Origin of the sequence: Amycolatopsis sp., from assembly GCF_035276945.1 — a bacterium.
Classification (GTDB): domain Bacteria; phylum Actinomycetota; class Actinomycetes; order Mycobacteriales; family Pseudonocardiaceae; genus Amycolatopsis_E.
Map to the genome: position 1 here is coordinate 1 of NZ_DATELF010000111.1, position 15,914 is coordinate 15,914.

General features: G+C 68.4%; 14 protein-coding genes. 6 read left to right on the forward strand and 8 right to left on the reverse strand.

All coding sequences use genetic code 11. The features are described 5' to 3' along the window. The first annotated feature begins 517 nt into the window (after positions 1-517). Positions 518-1,228 (forward strand): flavodoxin family protein, encoded by a 711-nt coding sequence (locus VJT49_RS19860; RefSeq protein WP_324166358.1) that lies wholly within the window; start codon positions 518-520, stop codon positions 1,226-1,228. Between the two features lie 44 nt (positions 1,229-1,272). Here VJT49_RS19860 and VJT49_RS19865 read toward each other — a convergent pair whose 3' ends face one another. Next, entirely contained in the window at positions 1,273-2,481 is a 1,209-nt protein-coding gene (locus tag VJT49_RS19865) for a hypothetical protein (protein WP_324166359.1), read from the reverse strand. A gap of 55 nt (positions 2,482-2,536) precedes the next feature. Next, positions 2,537-3,307 carry a FadR/GntR family transcriptional regulator gene (locus VJT49_RS19870; RefSeq protein WP_324166360.1) on the reverse strand — a complete coding sequence of 257 codons (771 nt, stop codon included), beginning with the start codon at positions 3,305-3,307 and terminating at the stop codon, positions 2,537-2,539. Positions 3,308-3,502: 195 nt separating this feature from the next. Here VJT49_RS19870 and VJT49_RS19875 point away from each other — a divergent pair, with 195 nt between their 5' ends. Beyond that, positions 3,503-3,661 (forward strand): hypothetical protein, encoded by a 159-nt coding sequence (locus VJT49_RS19875; protein WP_324166361.1) that lies wholly within the window; start codon positions 3,503-3,505, stop codon positions 3,659-3,661. Positions 3,662-3,757: 96 nt separating this feature from the next. Beyond that, entirely contained in the window at positions 3,758-4,969 is a 1,212-nt protein-coding gene (locus tag VJT49_RS19880; RefSeq protein ID WP_324166362.1) for an aKG-HExxH-type peptide beta-hydroxylase, read from the forward strand. A 322-nt stretch (positions 4,970-5,291) separates the two neighbouring features. Here the strand turns inward: VJT49_RS19880 and VJT49_RS19885 are convergent, their stop codons facing one another. The 3 genes from VJT49_RS19885 to VJT49_RS19895 all read right to left on the reverse strand — a co-directional run bounded on the left by VJT49_RS19885 (position 5,292) and on the right by VJT49_RS19895 (position 9,662). Next, a complete protein-coding gene (locus VJT49_RS19885; protein ID WP_324166363.1) occupies positions 5,292-6,434 on the reverse strand; it encodes a hypothetical protein in 1,143 nt (380 codons plus the stop codon). Positions 6,435-6,457: 23 nt separating this feature from the next. After that, complete coding sequence (locus VJT49_RS19890; protein ID WP_324166364.1) at positions 6,458-8,227, reverse strand: dynamin family protein; 1,770 nt, start codon at positions 8,225-8,227, stop codon at positions 6,458-6,460. A 184-nt stretch (positions 8,228-8,411) separates the two neighbouring features. Further along, the gene (locus tag VJT49_RS19895) at positions 8,412-9,662 is read right to left on the reverse strand and encodes an IniB N-terminal domain-containing protein (RefSeq protein ID WP_324166365.1); all 1,251 of its coding nucleotides are present in this window, start codon (positions 9,660-9,662) and stop codon (positions 8,412-8,414) included. A 167-nt stretch (positions 9,663-9,829) separates the two neighbouring features. Between VJT49_RS19895 and VJT49_RS19900 the strand changes: the two genes are divergently transcribed. Both VJT49_RS19900 and VJT49_RS19905 read left to right on the forward strand, forming a co-directional pair. After that, the gene (locus VJT49_RS19900) at positions 9,830-10,945 is read left to right on the forward strand and encodes an Hsp70 family protein (protein WP_324166366.1); all 1,116 of its coding nucleotides are present in this window, start codon (positions 9,830-9,832) and stop codon (positions 10,943-10,945) included. Next, positions 10,942-12,966 (forward strand): helix-turn-helix transcriptional regulator, encoded by a 2,025-nt coding sequence (locus VJT49_RS19905; protein WP_324166367.1) that lies wholly within the window; start codon positions 10,942-10,944, stop codon positions 12,964-12,966. Before VJT49_RS19900 ends, VJT49_RS19905 begins: the two co-directional genes overlap by 4 nt. Here the strand turns inward: VJT49_RS19905 and VJT49_RS19910 are convergent. The 3 genes from VJT49_RS19910 to VJT49_RS19920 all read right to left on the reverse strand — a co-directional run bounded on the left by VJT49_RS19910 (position 12,963) and on the right by VJT49_RS19920 (position 15,122). Further along, positions 12,963-13,529, reverse strand: a complete 567-nt coding sequence (locus VJT49_RS19910) for a L,D-transpeptidase (RefSeq protein ID WP_324166368.1) — start codon at positions 13,527-13,529, stop codon at positions 12,963-12,965. The genes VJT49_RS19905 and VJT49_RS19910 overlap by 4 nt on opposite strands. Positions 13,530-13,796: 267 nt before the next feature. Continuing rightward, positions 13,797-14,435 carry a L,D-transpeptidase gene (locus VJT49_RS19915; protein WP_324166369.1) on the reverse strand — a complete coding sequence of 213 codons (639 nt, stop codon included), beginning with the start codon at positions 14,433-14,435 and terminating at the stop codon, positions 13,797-13,799. A 102-nt stretch (positions 14,436-14,537) separates the two neighbouring features. After that, positions 14,538-15,122 carry a CGNR zinc finger domain-containing protein gene (locus tag VJT49_RS19920; RefSeq protein WP_324166370.1) on the reverse strand — a complete coding sequence of 195 codons (585 nt, stop codon included), beginning with the start codon at positions 15,120-15,122 and terminating at the stop codon, positions 14,538-14,540. Between the two features lie 107 nt (positions 15,123-15,229). Here VJT49_RS19920 and VJT49_RS19925 point away from each other — a divergent pair, with 107 nt between their 5' ends. Then, entirely contained in the window at positions 15,230-15,913 is a 684-nt protein-coding gene (locus VJT49_RS19925) for a lysophospholipase (RefSeq protein WP_324166371.1), read from the forward strand. The last annotated feature ends 1 nt before the right edge of the window (position 15,914 follow it).

The window sequence follows — 15,914 nt, forward strand, 5'->3', positions numbered from 1 at the left end:
GAGATCAAAGGAAGGCTTGACGCCTGAAAAGCGCCTCACCTGAGTCCGTGAGGTGTGACCTTCTCGCGGAAAAGCACGGTCCGGGAGATCGAGGGCGGACAGGCACGAAGCCCGGCCGGTGCGGGGCACATACTCTCGCCCTCTTCGAAGCCGACTTGGTTGAGGTGGGGTGGGCTCGGTGGTCTCAGGGAACGCCGCCCCCCGCCAGCGTTGGCGAGTGACGGATATCGACCACCGACGGCAGTCGTGAGGTATCCGATCTCCGGAATTGGCCGTGTTCGAATTCGGGGAGCTCCTGTTCGGCTGCCGCGATGGTCTCGACCCTTCGGCGGCGGCGCGCGGAGTCGCCGCCGTCGAGTTCGCGTTCCCGGTCCGGGCTCGCGGCCAGGCTGTCGTGTCCTCGGCGGAGAGGAGAGGGCCGAGGCCGAAGCCGATTTCCGCTACGGCGGTGAGTGGGACGGGAGCCTGCGATCGTGAAGTTGTCACCGTCGCGGCTCGAAAGCGAGGAGGTGCCGTTGTGACGGAACCACGGTACGACGATCTCGGCGCGTTGTTCATCAACTGCACGCTCAAGCGGTCTCCGGAGCGCAGCAACACGCAGGGGTTGATCGACCTCAGCGCGCACATCATGGCCGCCAACGGAGTCAGGGTCGAGGTGCTGCGCGCGATCGACCACGACATCGCGACCGGTGTGTGGCCGGACATGACCGAGCACGGCTGGGCCCGTGACGCCTGGCCGTCGATCCAGGAGAAGGTGATGGCCGCCGACATCCTGGTGCTTGCCGGGCCGATCTGGCTGGGCGACAACGGTTCCGTGACGAAGATGGTGATCGAGCGGCTCTACGGGTCCTCGCACCTGCTCAACGACGTCGGCCAGTACGCCTACTACGGGCGTGTAGGCGGTTGTCTGATCACCGGGAACGAAGACGGCGTGAAACACTGCGCGATGAATGTCCTCTACAGCCTCCAGCACCTCGGCTACACGATCCCGCCGCAGGCCGACGCGGGCTGGATCGGCGAGGCCGGTCCTGGCCCCTCCTATCTCGATCCCGGGTCGGGTGGGCCCGAGAACGATTTCACCAACCGCAACACGACGTTCATGACTTGGAACTTGCTGCACCTGGCCAGGATGCTGAAGGACGCCGGCGGGATCCCGGCGCACGGTAACCAGCGCAGTGAGTGGGACGCCGGCTGCCGGTTCGACTTCGAGAACCCGGACTACCGCTAGCCAGCCAGGGCCTGATCGCCTGAACAACGTTCTACGACCAGGCGTCAACCCCAGTCCGGCTTGGAGCGCCAGCGGAGCTGGACGCCGTGGCCGGGCAGGAGCCACGATCGCACGTCGAGGTCGGGGAGGTCTTCGGCCTTGACCCACCGGGCGAGCGCGGTGTTCGACCGGAAGATGAACGAGTCGATGTAGAACTCCAGGTCGTTCGTGCCGTCGATGTCGAGTTCGCGGGCATCGAAGGTGATCCGGTCGACGTAGCAGGGATAGGGCGCCTGCCAGTAGCAGCCGCCATCGTTGATTCGCTGGAGCGCGGTCACCCGCATGGAGAGCCGTTGGATCGCGCTGACCGTGTGCTCGTCCCCGGCGATGTCATTCAGGTCGCATTCGAAGATGCGCAGGTCGCCGAGGTGGTCGTGGGCGCTTTGCTTGGCGAGCGGGCCCATGTCCTCGCGGAAGAACGACAGGTAGTCGGCCCATCGCTGGAACTTGACTTCGCGCAGCGCGAGCTTGTGCGACGGCGCGGCGTAGTGCCTGCCATCATGGTCGAGGTAGGAGATGCCGAGCCGGACGGCGGTCACCATGTCGTCGACCGAGTCCTGGAACAGTGCGCTGTCCGGTACGAACCACAGCTCGAACAGCGGCAGCCGGCAGCCCGACGTGATCGAGTCCCGCAGCAGTGCGTTGCAGGTGGCGAAGACGATGAACCGGTCGACCCGGACGTTCTCCTTGAAGCTGTACGTGACCGACGTGGTGAGGTGGTACAGCTTGTGGTCCACCGCGCGGAGTTCGAGGTCGACCTTGGTGTCCGTGCTGATCGTCAGGTCGCCGCCCTGCGGCAGGAGTCCTTCCCCGCCGAGCACGCCGGTGACCACGTCCCGGTTCGCCTCGTTCGCGCCGTAAATGGAGTCCAGGAAGGTCTTCATCACCTGTTGGGGGAGTTGCGCGGCCACGATTCGTGAACTGGACAGCCTCGCGAGTTCTTCGACCAGCCGGTGCCGGAGGTACGTCTCGTAGCCGACGAGCGTGCCTCCGGTCAGCAGGAGCACCGGAAAGGCCAGTTCGAGCAGGCGATGCAGCGCGGCCTGCCAGCCCGGTGTGGGTTGCCAGACCGCCACCGAGACCAGCGCGGCCGTGCCCAGCGAGATCAGCGTCAGGGCGATCTGCCGGACACGACGACGGGATCGTGAAGCGTGTGGTTGGGCCCCAGGCCGCCCGACTTGCCCCAGCATCAACTGCCTCTCCGCCCCGAGCATTGATTGCCAATGATCGTGGTGGAGAGGGAGTAACTGATAGGGCCGTTTGGCTGGTTCAGCGCTGGTGCCAGTCCGGTTCTTTCTCCGACAGGTAGGTGGACAACGCGGCGCGCGACTCCGCCGGCATCCCCGACTGCGTCGCCAGATCGTTGTAAAGGCCCAGAAGGTGGGTGGTCATCACGGCACGGGCCCCACCCTCGTCACGCCGCTTGAGAAACCAGGCCACCTGGTTGTGCTCGGCCGCGGAGCGGCTGTGCACCTCGGAGGTGCCGTAGCTGTTGCGGCGATAAGCGCGCAACTGCGGCACCAGCGACCGGTGCAACTGCTCGAGCAACTCGTTGTGGCTCGCCTTGACGACGGCGGCATGGAACGCCTCGTCGGTGTGCAGCAGCCCGTCCTTGTCGTCGATCGAGGCCTGCTGGTGTGCCTTGGCCAGCTTGGCGATGTCATCGAGCTCGCCGGAGGTGGCACGCAGCGCCGCGATGCTCGCCGCGGTGCTTTCCAGCGCGATGCGAACCTCCATCAGGTCCAGTTCGCTGATCCGCCGATCGAAGACCAGCGGATCCTCCGCCGACACGTCGGTGGAGCGGACGTACCAGCCGCGGCCGCGCACGACCTCGACAACGCCTTGCAACTGCAGGCGTTGGAGCGCCGTGCGCAGGGAACTGCGCGCGACTTCCATCTTCTGGGCGAGTTCGGGTTCCGTGGGCAGCCGGTCACCAGCCTTGAACCGCCCACTTTCGATAAGCGCCCGGAGCTTCTCTTCGATCAGCTCGGGCAGTGGCTTGCGGGTGTCTGGTGAGAGCGCCCAGCTCTCGTCATTCATGTTTGGCCTCATGCTCGCTTGGGGTGTCTGAGCATCGTCTGATGGTAAGGAAAACTGACAACAGATGCAAGTTGTCTGTCAACAGTAATCACTTGACAGACAACCGACATTCACGGGAACCTGGGGTCATCGAGGGGACACGGGATCCTTCCCCATCCTCGTGGCCCACCTCGCCTCACTTCCCGGAGGTGCACGATGAACTCGCAAAGCATGTTGGTTGTCGTCGCTGGAATCGCCCTCGCGATCACCATCATCGGGTGGCGGAAGGTCCTGACGTGGGCGCTGGCCGGCATCGCCACGCTGGCCCTGCTCGGTTTGGTCGAGCTCGTCTCGCTCCTGGGGACGGTGGCCTGAAGCGGCGGATGTTGTCTGACATCTGCCCTGCTGAGCCGAAGCTACGTTCAAGAGATAGGTTTGCGCGGTCCACCCTCCTAGTGGAAGCCGCGCAAGATGAACCGACGATCCGCCTGGCCCGACGCCACGGCCGTGCACGCGGCGCTCGCTCCCGTGGGTGCCTTGCTGGCCGAGCGCCGGGCCCTCTACCGGTTGGCCGCCGACATGTTCGCTTCCGATGAGCGGGAACCGGCCGACGAGAAGCTGGACAATCCGCTGTTCCGGTTCCGTGTCGGCGAGGCGCTGGCCGGCCGGGCCTTGTTCGATCCGACCGTCGAGGATGATCTTGCGCCGGTCACCACCGAACTACGGTCCGGCGAGGCGCGGCTGCGCGTGGCCATCGGGATGGGCGCGAACGACCTGCTCGCCGGGGCTATGCGGGTTATTCGCGCGCAGAGTTTTTCGGACGGCACCCCGCCCCGGCTGTTGACCGGGGCCGACGGCGAGCCGTTCACGCGGGCACTCGACACGATCCAAGCCGGGTTGGACAAGGCCCGTGCGGTGAGCCCCCAGCTGACCGACGACCTGCTCCCGCACGTCGGTCTCCTGGTGATCCTCGACCCCGAAACCTCCGGCGGCCTCATCTCCGCGTCTTCCCGGTTCTTCCCCGGACTGATCCTCATCGACCGGCCGGTGAACCCGTTCGACGTGGCCGAGGCGCTCATCCATGAGGGGGCACACCAGAAGTTCTTCGACCTGGCCATCACCCACGACTTCCTCGGCGCGGATCCGGCGGAAGGCCGCACGTTCCACCCGTCCTGGTCGGGCGCGAGCTGGCCGGTCGAGCAGGTCATCGCCGCCTTCCACGCCTACGCCTGCCTGGCCCAGTTCAACGAGGACGTGGCACGCGCGGGAGAAAGCGCTTCCCTCGGAGTGAACTCATTGCTTCCGGTCGCTCGTGAACGTGAGGAAGAGATAGGAGAGTGGTTGCTGGCGGCTGAAACGGCACTCGAGCTGGACGCGCGTTGGCTGCTGCGCACATTCCTCGAGGAGGACACCGCGGACCTCACGCAGGAAAGCACGGCCATGGCGCCCGAGGGACGGTACGCACTCGACCCGTTGCTCCGGGTGGCCAGGATGGCGCACAGCAGACGGGTCCTGCTGGCGCGGCCGGGTTCACCGCCCGAACTTCACTGGCTCAGCGGGGACGCGGGTGACGTCGTCGTTCGACTGTCGGGTGAATCGCTGTCCGCCGCCGAGTTGGGATCGGAGTACGTGAGGGCACTCTCGGCCCTGGTCGAGTCGTCCTTGGTACACCGAGTGGAGTAAACAAGCAAGGCCATTGACCTGACCGTTTTCGCCGGCGAGTACCGTCCTCTTCGGACGGAAACGTTCACTGATCGAAAGGGACAATTCATGGAATCTCGCCGGAGAGAGGGAAACCGGTCCGAAGGCCCGGCAGCGTCACAATCCCAAATCGGGATTGGTTCGCCGAATGTTGATTTCGGCAGGCAACCTTACGACCAAACGATCAGCCGGGTGGATTTCTTCCGCCGCATGCCCACCGGTGGTAGCACTGCCTACCTCAAGCCCGCCGACACCCAGGACTAGCTTGCGTCGACGCGGCAGCATCCCGCATGTTGCCGCGTTGTCAGCGAAGGGTGCCCGAGGCGATCGCCTCGCAACTGCGCAGCACGACCGTGGCCGCACGCCGCTCGGCCGAGCCGAGCGCGGGATTTTCCGCGTAATGCCGCCACCGCTGAATCGCGCCGCGCAGGTCGACCTCGCTCAGCCGCTCGGCCAATCCGGTCCCCTGGCCCCCGGTCAGGCGCACGGCCTCCGCCCGAAGATCTTCCGGCAGCTTCACCCGCCCGGTGTGAATCGCGGCGAGCAGTCGTAGCTCGCGGAAGTCATGAGCGCTCGCCAGCGTCTGCTCCAATTGCGAAGCCAGCTCGGCCGCGGCCGGCCGCGGTTCCATGCGCAGCACGACTTCCAGCCCCAGGAGCGCCGAACGGGCCTTGAGCACCGACCGCCGCCGGGTGAAGTTCTTTTCGATGGACTCCAGTAATTCGGCGAGCCCGCTTCGTGGGACGAGCTGGGCAAACAGATCCTCGACCGTGCGTACGTCCCGCCGCACGATCGGAAGCGTCACGCGGATACCGAACATTCCGAAGCGTGCCAACAGCTCCGCGTGACCGGCCGAGAGCGCGGCGAACCGGTCCACCGAAAGCAGATGAGCTTCCAGCTGCGCGCGTGGTACCCGAGCCAGCTCCACGAAGGCGTCGACGTCCGCCTGGGTCAGGGTGCGGGCCGCGCGGGCGAGCAGGCCGGCGACCGGGACCACGTCCTGGCACAGTCCCCGCGCTTGCGGCTCGCGCCGGTATCTCCTGGCCAGCCTGCGGGCCGAGATCAGCCCGTCCACCCGGCCACCGCCGAGTTCATCGGCGCGGGACAGCACGATGATCGCGTTGACCGCCGCGGCCCGCGCGATCGGATGGTCCTGGACGGTGTGCAGGAAATCCAGCTCCGCGTGGTGTGGATGCCGCACGAGATGGAGCACGGCGTCGGCTTCCGACAACGTGCCTTCGATGGTGCCGGGTGCCGGTGCCGGAGCGTCCACCACCGTCAGCTCACCAGGGCTGTCCCCAATGGCTTGGACCAGTGTGGTTGTGCCCGACCGTGGGGGCCCGACCACCGCCAGCCGCACCGGCTCTTCGAACCGCTCCAGGTGCCGGCCGAGCCAGTGCGTCGCCCGCGGGCTGTCCTGGTAGATCGTGATGGCCTGCGCCAACATGCTTCGCGTCCGGGAAGCGAGATTCACGCGATGAGCCCCCGCGGCCGCCCTACGCCGACGAGGCTCTGCGCGTGGATCCGCAGCCGGCCGAGTTCGTCCATGTCGTGCCGGATCTCCTGGGCCCTGGCCGCGCGGCGGGCCGCATCGTCGTCGATGAACTGCTTGACCGCCTTGGCGGTTTCGGTGATTTCCGCGCGCAACTCGTCGGCGACTCCGGACAACCGGTCACGCAGCGCGCGGTGGATCTGTCGTGCCGTGTCCTTGCTGTGCTTGCCATAGGTGAGGAAGAAGTCGTCGACGTAACGATGAGCGGCCGTCCTGGCGACGGCTTGGCGGCGCTTGAGCCGGTTGCCGCGCTCCTCGAACACACTCTTCGCGCCGAACGCGGCGCCGGCGCCGAGCGAGATCGGGTTGATCAACGGGAGGCCGGCGATCGTGGTCGCCAAGCCGAACATGAGCAGACCACTGTAGGACCCGCGCATCCCGACGAACAACTTTTGGCCGACCCCGAACCGTTCCACCCGCGGCATCCGGAGGTCTCCGACCGAATCGACGGGCACCTCCCGGGGAAGCGAATCCGGGAGCGCGTCGTCGCGGTGCGGGGCGACCTGCCGCGCGATTTTTCGGGCGATCCACTCGAAACGGTCGAGCAGCCATTCGGAGTTCGTCTCGGCGACGGCGGTGAGGTTTTCCCGCAGCCAGTCCTCGAACTCGGGCCAGACCCTGGCCGGATCCGCGATTTCGAAGTACTCGTCGACCTCGACCAGGATCCGGCGGGTCCGGTCACGGAGATCGAACTCGACGTCGGAAATCAGGTCGGAAACCTCGTCGCCCAGCAGGGTCTGCCACCGGGCGGCGTCGCGCTGGAGTTTCTCCAGCCGTTTGGCTTCGGCATGCCAGCGTGCCACCGCGGGCCCGCTGCCGGACTGTTGAGTTTCGGCGAACTCCTCCTGCAGGGGCGCGAGCAGGGCGTCCATGGTCACCATGCTCATCGTGGCCACCGAGCGCCGGGCCAGCAGATCCGACTGGCCGAGCAGATCCGCATGCAGGCAGCGGATCAGCGCGCCGAATCCCGACTCCTCGTTGAGGGTCTTGTCACCGGTGCGCGCGGCCGCGAGGCGCAGCGTCGCCGACACTGGGATGACGGTCACGCCGAAGCCACTCCGATCCAGGTGCGCGCGGTTGCGTTCGGCGACCGTGCGCCAACTGGGCACCAGGTCGATCTTGGTGAGGACCAGGACGATCGTCGGGCACAGCCGCGCGACCCGTTCCAGCAGGCGTAGTTCGGCGGCCGACAGTTCACTGGTGGCGTCGCTCGCCATCAGCACGGCGTCGGCGGAACCGACCATTTCGATCGACCGCGGCGGCGTGTCGACCAGGGCCAGACCACCGGCCAGCAGGGCGCGGGGCAGACCGATCTCCGCCCGGAGCACGTTCGGCTCGCGATTCGCCTGTGCGGTCACCGATTCGACGTCCGCCGGCTCGCTCGAGCGGCCCGCTATCGCCCGTGGACCTTTGGTGATCACGGACGCGGTCGGGGTCTCGGCGTGCGAGATGATCGCGGGGACGGCCGTGGTGAAATCCTCGCCCACGGCGCAGACCCGCGCGTTCAGCAGCGCGTTGATCAGCTGGCTCTTGCCCTGGCCGGTTTCGCCGATGACCGCGACGCGCAGTTCGGGGTCCAGCAACCGGGATCTGCGCTCGCGCAACCGCTCCACCAGATCGTCGCGCCGGTGGGCGGCGCATGCGTGGGTGGTGGAGTCCAGTACTTCGAGCCAGGACGGTGCCATCACGGTTGAGGAGTGTGCCACGGAGGGCAAATCAGGTATCCCCAAGTGTGTCTGTGTTGTCCAAAACGCAGGTGCGGGTAGCCGGGCCGGGACGCTCGTCGTCGATGACGTTCTGCCCGGAACGGCAAGTAGCCGGCTTCCTGCCGCCGTGCGCAAGCGGCAGGAAGCCGGCTACTCAATCGAGAGATCAGTGACCAAGGGGGAGGTCGCCGTGCAGGTCACCGATCTCGGGCAGGGCGGCGGTGTGGTCCAGAACCGCCGTGGGGTCGCCGAGCGGGCTGTGCGAAACGCCCTCGGTCAGCGGTGCGGTCGCGTGCTCGATCTCGGGCAGCGGGTTGGCCACCGGCAGGTGCGGCAGCGTGTGCGGGATGTCGGCCTGGATGTGGACCGGCAGGCCGGCCGGGGTGCTCGCCGGCAACTCGCCCGGCAGCGCGGGCACGGCCGGCAGCGCCGGGACGGCCGGGGCGTGCGAGATCGCCTCCGAGACGGTGGCGGAACCGGTGCTGATCTGGCCGCCAAGCTCCGCGCCACCCGTGGCGACCGCGTTGCCGAGCTCGGCGCCACCGGTGGTCAGGTAGCCGCCGAGAGTGCTGGCACCCGAGGCGATGCCCTCGCCGAGCACCGCACCGCCTTCGGCCACGTAGCTGGCGACGGTGCCGGCGGCGGGCGCGCTCTTGCCAAGGATGTCGGAGTCGAGGCTGCCGGCCGGGTCCCCAAGCGAGCTGGGGGCGCCCTCGGTGCTCAGCGCGTAGTTGCCCAGCGCGGAGCTGGTGGCCAGGCTGCCGTCGAAGGAGTTGGTGGTGGCGACGACGGAACCGGAGAACGAGCCCAGTTCGGAGGCGTCCCCGCCGGTGATGGCCACGCCCTCGGTGCCCGCGTTGAGGATCCCGAAGCCTTCGCCCTCCTGGCCGCTGTAGGAGAAGCCGGTGGTGACCCCCTGGCTGGAGGCGGATGTCTGGGTCAGGAACTCGCCCAGGTCGGGAGCGCCCGGCAGTTCCGGCGCCGAGATCGGCAGCGAGCCCGCGTCGGGGAGGGACGGCAGGTCACCCAGCTCCGGGGCCGAGACGGGGAGTGAGCCGGTGTTGGGGAGGGATACCGGGAGTTCGCCGAGGTTGGGTGTCGAGGTCGGCAGGGTGCCGAGGTCGGGTGCCGAGGTCGGCAGGGAGCCCAGGTCGGGTGCCGAGACGGGCAGGGATCCGGCGTCGGGGAGGGACACCGGCAGTGAGCCCAGCTCCGGCGCCGAGGTCGGGAGGGAGCCCAGGTCGGGGGCGTAGTCGGCGACCAGCGGGGCGACTTCCTGGATGTCCTGGGGGGTGACGTCGCTCAGGCCGGCCTGTGCCAGCGCGGCGGTCGGATCGGCGGCGAAGGCCGACCGGGCGGTCTCGTCGGTCAGCAGGTTGAGCACGAACTCGTGCAGGTTCTGAGCAGCGTGGGACAACGAATGCTCCGCAACATTGGAATGAACAGGTCGCGGCAAAACTTAGGGAACCGCGTCGGCGCGGGCATCGGGGATCGGACCGGGTTGGGCACCCCAACGCGATGGGGGTCCGATTAGGGGATTAGGGGATGAGGCCCCAATGATCGGCGCTGGTACGAAGGGGCCCTATGCGCTACGTCCTCGGGATCGACATCGGCAGCACCCGCATAGCGGCCGCGATATGCCGCCGTGCCGGGGAATCGTGGGCCGAGCCGGAGGTCGTGCGGCTGACCGAGTCCGTGCTGCACGTGGCGGAGGACGCCACAATACGGCTGGGCCAGGCGGTACCAGACGAACGCGACCGGCTGACGCGGGGGTTTTTGCGCCGGGTCGGGGATGAGGTTCCGTTCCTGCTGGGCGACGAGTTCTACACGCCCGAGGCGCTGACGGCCGCCGCGGCGGGCTGGGTGGTCGACGAGATCACGGAAGCCAGGGGTGCGGAGCCGGAGCGTGTCGCCCTGACCCATCCGCCCGGCTGGGGCGCGTACCGGCGTGGTCTGCTTCAGGCCGCGCTGGCCGACGCGGGGCTGTCCGGGGTGCTGCTCCTGCCCGGTCCCATCGCCGCCGCGGAGAACCACCTGGTCCGCGAGCGGGTGGAGGTCGGGACCACGGTGGCGGTCTGCCGGCTGGGCGGCGAACATGTCGACACCGCCGTCCTGCGGCGAGGTCCGGCCGTGTTCGAGCTGATCGCGCACGGCGAACCCGCCGAACCGCGGGCCGGCGCCGCGATCGATGATGTACTCGCGGAGTACGTCGGTGGGCAGGCTGAGCGGACCGTCTGTGTCAGGGCGAAGGAGATGCTGTCGATGGCACCCGAGGTCACCGTCCCCACCCCCGACGACTTGGTGCGCGTCGCGCGTCCGGAGTTCGAGCGCCTGATCCGGCCGTTGATCGAGGCGTCCCTGGCCCAGCTGCGGCGGTACGAACCGGTTTCGGCCGCCCTCCTCGCCGGGGGCACCGCGAAGATCCCGCTGGTGGCCGAGATCGCCGCGGAGGCCCTGAACTGCCGTGTCGTGGTGGATCCCGATCCCGGCACCGTCGTGTGCCGGGGTGCGGCGCTGGCCGCTCGGCCCCCGGCCGAGGCATTGCCGGAGTCCACGGCGTTGGTGCCGCGGGTGACGAGCCTTCCCGAGCTTGATTCGGACGAGTTGTACGACATCGAACCCGCGCCGCCTCGGCCGCCGGTCGTGGTGACCCCGCTGGAACGGCCGAAGCGCCGTTTCGTCAAGGGGGGCCGCGAGTGATCCTGCTGGACGAGCCCACCGAGAAAGTCTGTGTCGCGATCCGGTCCGGCCGGCTGAAACCGGTCCGGCTCGCCATCGTCGCGCCGGGCGGCTACGGCAAGACCACCGTGCTCGACCATCTCGGCGGTTCGGATGTCCGGCTGGTGGACGACGCCCACCTGCTCGGCGACGCGGAACTCGCCGAGCTGCTGCGGTTCCTTGACGACGAGCGGGCCGACGTGGTGATCGCCGCGCGTCCCTACCCGAGGCCCGGTGGTCTGAACCAAGTGCTGGGGCGGTTACGTGGCCAGGTGGTGCTGCGCCCGTTCGACCAGGCGCGAACCGCCGAGTTCCTGAGCCGTGCGGGCACGGAGTCCTCGCCCGCATCCGTGCGGGCGCAGACCGGTGGCGTGCCGGGCCTGGTGCGCCTGATGGTCGAAGAGCCGGATCTGTCGGGGTTCCGGCAGCAACTGGATCTGCTCGGCGAAGACGTGCTGCGGTACCTCCTCGCCCTCGACAGCAGGGCGGATTTTCCCAGCGAGACAAGGGAAGCGGCACGCGCGGCCGGTTTTCTCGCCGCCGACGGGACCGTTCTGCCGATCGTCGCCAGGGCCCTGCGGGAGCTGATGCCGGACCGCGCGGTCGGCGCCCGGTGGGCCGAGGCCGCGGCGCGGGCCGGGGATTTCGATGCCGCGCTCCGGCTCGCTGACCAGGTGATTTCCGCGGAGCTTGCGCCGGACCGGGCCGAGGGTGCCTGGGTCGCGGGCACTGCGCTGGCACATCGCGGCCAACTCGGCCACAGCGCCGAGCTGCTTCAGTGGTCGGGCCGCGCGTGTTTCGCCGCGATCGGTCTGGTCGGGACCGGACGGCTGGTGGAAGCCGAGACGCTGCTCGACTCCTCCGCCGCGGAAGGGCCGCCGACGCTGCTGTCCGGTGCGGCGTGCTCGGCCGCGGAGGGCGTGGTCGAGTCCGTGAAAGGGCAGCCCACCGTCGCACTGTCTACTTTGGTCAGATCGGCCGAGACGCTGCGACCGGTCTCGGGTGGCATGCTGCTGCCCGACAGCCCGGCCGCGCTCGCCGCGCTCGTCGCGCTGAACTGTGGCGAGGCGTCGATCGCCGAACCGGTGCTGGAGCGTGCCGTCGAAACGGGTTCGCTGGTCGCCCGGCACACCCTGTTGCTCGCTTGGATCGCGATGGTGCGGGGTGACGAGAAACTGGCCGCCGCCAGGCTCCGATCCGCGGGCAAGGAGCTGGCGCCGCGCGATTGGCTGTTCGCGGTGGGGTTGCGGGTCGGGCTGGCGCGCCGGGCGAGTGATCTGGCCCGGCTGCGGCAGATCTGGGGGCAGGCACGCGAGGCGGTCATCCGGCAGCCGGTCGACTTGTTCACCTTCCTGCCGTTCGGCGAGTTCGAGGTCGCGGCGGCGCGGCTCGGCGAACGTGCCCGGCTCGCCCCGCATCTGCGGCAGGCCCGGGAGTTGCTGGCCGCGCTGGGTGAGCCGCCGTTGTGGGCGAGCGCGCTGCACTGGAGCGGCCTGCACGCCGCGATACTGGCCGAACAGCCCGGCGAAGCCGCGGAACACGCGGCGGCGCTGGCGGCCAGTGTGAACTTCGGTCCGTACTTTTCCGTGATGGCGGAGGCGGCCGGCTGCTGGCTGAAGGTGCTCGCCGGCGACGTCGACCCGATGGCCGTCGAGGCCGCGGCGCGGGGGCTGCACGGGGCCGGGCTGTGCTGGGACGGTGCGCGCCTGGCCGGTCAGGCGGCGATCCGGACTTCCGACCGCAAGGCCATGGTGGCGCTGCTCGACTGCGCCCGCGTGCTGCAGGGCCGGGAGTCCACCCCCGCTCCCGGCCCTGCCCGGCTCAGCGACCGGGAACGTCAGGTCGCCGAGTTGGTGCTCGCCGGACTCACCTACAAGCAGATCGGGGACCGGCTGTTCATTTCGGCCAAGACCGTCGAGCACCATATGGCCCGGATGCGTCAGCGCCTCGGCGCCTCGAGCCGTTCCGAATTGTTGAGCGAACTGCGCGCGGAGCTTGCTTAGTTCACGATCTGCACTTTGTCGCCGACCTGGAGCGTGTTGAAGAACTTGAGCGATGCCGTGCTCGACAGGTGCACACAGCCGTTGGAGTAGTTGTCGAGACTGCCGGTGTGGAAGGCGTCGCCGGGCGCGAAGAAGACCGAGTTCGGCATCGGGGCGTTGTTGAACTCATGGCTGTGGTGCATTTTTTCCTTGCCGATCACGGAGAACATGCCAACCGGCGTGGTGCTGCCCTTCTTGCCAGGCATGATCGGTACGGGCCCGTAGCTCACCTGACCGTCCTTCAGCAGCCAAGCCTTCTTCGCCGACAGGTCGACGCAGGCGCCGTCGGTGATCTCGCACGGCGTGCCGCCGGCTGGCGCGGTCTTCGTCTTCGTCGTGGTCTTGGGGGTCGATGGGGTCGCCGGAGGCGGCGTAGTCGTTGCCGGGACCTCCGAACTGCTCGGCACCGTGGTACTCGGCGGCTCGCTGATCGGCAGCGCCGTGGTGCTGCCCGCCGCCGACGAGCAGGCGGCCAGCACCGCCGCCGCGGCGATTCCACCCAGCACCGCCAAGATCTTCTTCACGCTCAGCCCCCAGGGTTTCGGGTTTGTTTCGCCTATGCCGATCATGACGCTGCCGGGAACCGTGCGGTTGAGTCCGATGTGGTCACGATTTCGTCGCGCGGCCACCCAAATCGTCCGAACTGGACAACTCACCTCCCGCGCGAGTCCTACTTTGACCGGGCGTGTGTCCCACGTTCGTGTCGGCGAGTTCCACGCCGGTGGTGTGTGAGTTCGAACGTGAAAAGCGGCGGGAGGGATTGCCTCTCGCCGCTTCGAGTCGAATTGTCCTTACGGGACGACCTGGACCGGGTCGCCGATCTGGAGCGTGGCGAAGAACTTGGCGGACGCAGTGCTCGAGAGGTGGATACAACCGTGGGAAGGCGTGGACAGGCTGCCGGTGTGGAAGGCGTCACCTGGGTAGAAGAAGACCGAGTTCGGCATCGGAGCGTTGTCGAACTCCGTGCTGTAATGCATCTTCTCCTTGGAGATGACGTGGAACATTCCAGTCGGCGTCGGGTAGCCCTTGCGGCCGGAGGTCAGCTGGACCGGGCCGTAGATCACCTTGCCGTCGTGTAGCAGCCACGCTCTGGCCGCCGAGATGTCCACGCAGGCGCCGTCGGTGATCTTGCACGGGGTACCGGTGCTGGGGGCCTGGGCGGGGGTGGTCGGCTTCGGCTTGGGTGTGATTTTCTTCGGCGTCGTCGAACTGGTCGACGGGGTGGTCGTGGTGACGGCCGGCGGAGTGGTGGTCGATGGAGTGATGGTCGGCAGGGTGGTGGTCGGTGCCGGGGCGGGGCTGCTCGGTTCGGTCGTGGTCACCGGGGCGGCCGCCGGTTGGATCGCGACGGTGCCCGGTGTGTTCGAGGAGCAGGCGGCGAGCACCGAAGCCACGCCCAGTACGGCCAATGAAACCAGGATGTTGCGCACGCTCAGCTCCCCAGGATGCCGGGTTCGTTCGTTATGCCAGGACAGACGCGCAGATTATGCCGCAGGTTGAGTCACCGGTGATCACGTTTTCGTCGCGAGAAATCACGGACGGCTCGTGTGACGGCGGCGATACGCTGCGGAGCTAGCCTTCTCGCCGCACGCGGCCATCGCGCACCAGCGCCGGGAGCCTGGCCGCGACCGGTCCACGAAGAACAACGAACAGTCGTGGCCCAGGCACGCGCGGATCCGGTGGGCGTACGGCCCGGAAAACAGATCGATCGCGTCGCGGGCGATGGTCGAGAGGATCGCTTCCAGCGGAGCGCTGGGCGCGGGTATCGCGGTCAGCCCGTCCAGACCCAGCGTCGACGTGGGTGTCCCGGCCTGGCTCGCGGTGTTCACCGTGCGGATCGCGGCACGCGGCGGGGTGCGTTTGTCCACCCGGGTCCTGGTCAGCCTGTGAATGGCTTCCCGCAGTTCGCGCGCGGCTTCCAGGCCCTCGTGGGTGATCCGGCCACGAGCGGGCGGAAGCTCCGCGACCTGGAACCAGGTTTCCAGGTCCTCCGGTGTCACCAGCATGTCGTGGTCGGCGATAGCCCGCTTGGCCACGGTTGCGACGAAGTCAAGGCACAGCCGCCCCGAACGGAACGGGAACCCCAGCCGCCGCAGGTCGTTCGAGGTCGGAATCACGGACCAGCCCTACCGTACCAATGGCGAAAAGTCCAGCTTAAGTCACGATTTCCCACTATGCGTGAGTGGTTTGACGGCTCACCAGGACCTGGTGTGTCCTCACTGCCATGACCTGGGACGAGCCCGAGGGCCTGGCACCGCGGGGCACGCTGATCGTGCTGGCGGGGCGTGGCGAGCAGGCCGAGGTGTACGAGCGCTTCGGCCGCCGGCTGGCCGCCGACGCCTACCGCGTCCGCGCGGTGGCCGACGGCGATCTGGAGACGACCACGGCGGCGGTGAAGGAGATCGCGGCGGGGGCCGTGTCCCCCAAAGTCCTCGTCGGTTCGGATACCGGCGCGCTGCGCGCGCTGTGGTTGCGGGCGACGGGCACCGTCGCGGCCGACGTCCTGGTACTCGCCGGGCTGCCGGCACCCGGCCGGGAAGCGCCGCGGAGCTGGGAGAACGAGCTGAACCAGCGCACCTCCTGCCCGACCCACCAAGCGTGGATCAGTGACCGGGGCAGGCTGACCCGCGGTGCGCTGACCGATGCGCGCATCCCCGCCGAGCTGCGCGAAATCGATCTTTCCGCGGTCAGGGTGCCTGTCCTGGGGGTACATGGCGCCGCGGACCTGATCAGCCCCTTCCACGCGGTCCGCGCCCGGTACGCCCAGCTGCCGAACGCGCAGTTGATCAGCATCGAAGGCGGGAAGCACGACGCGCTCAACGACGCCACGCACCGGACCGCCGCCGCCCGGATCGTGCTGTTCCTCGAGGAGCTGCGTGGCGACCGCAGCCACCTGGAAGCAGGATGAG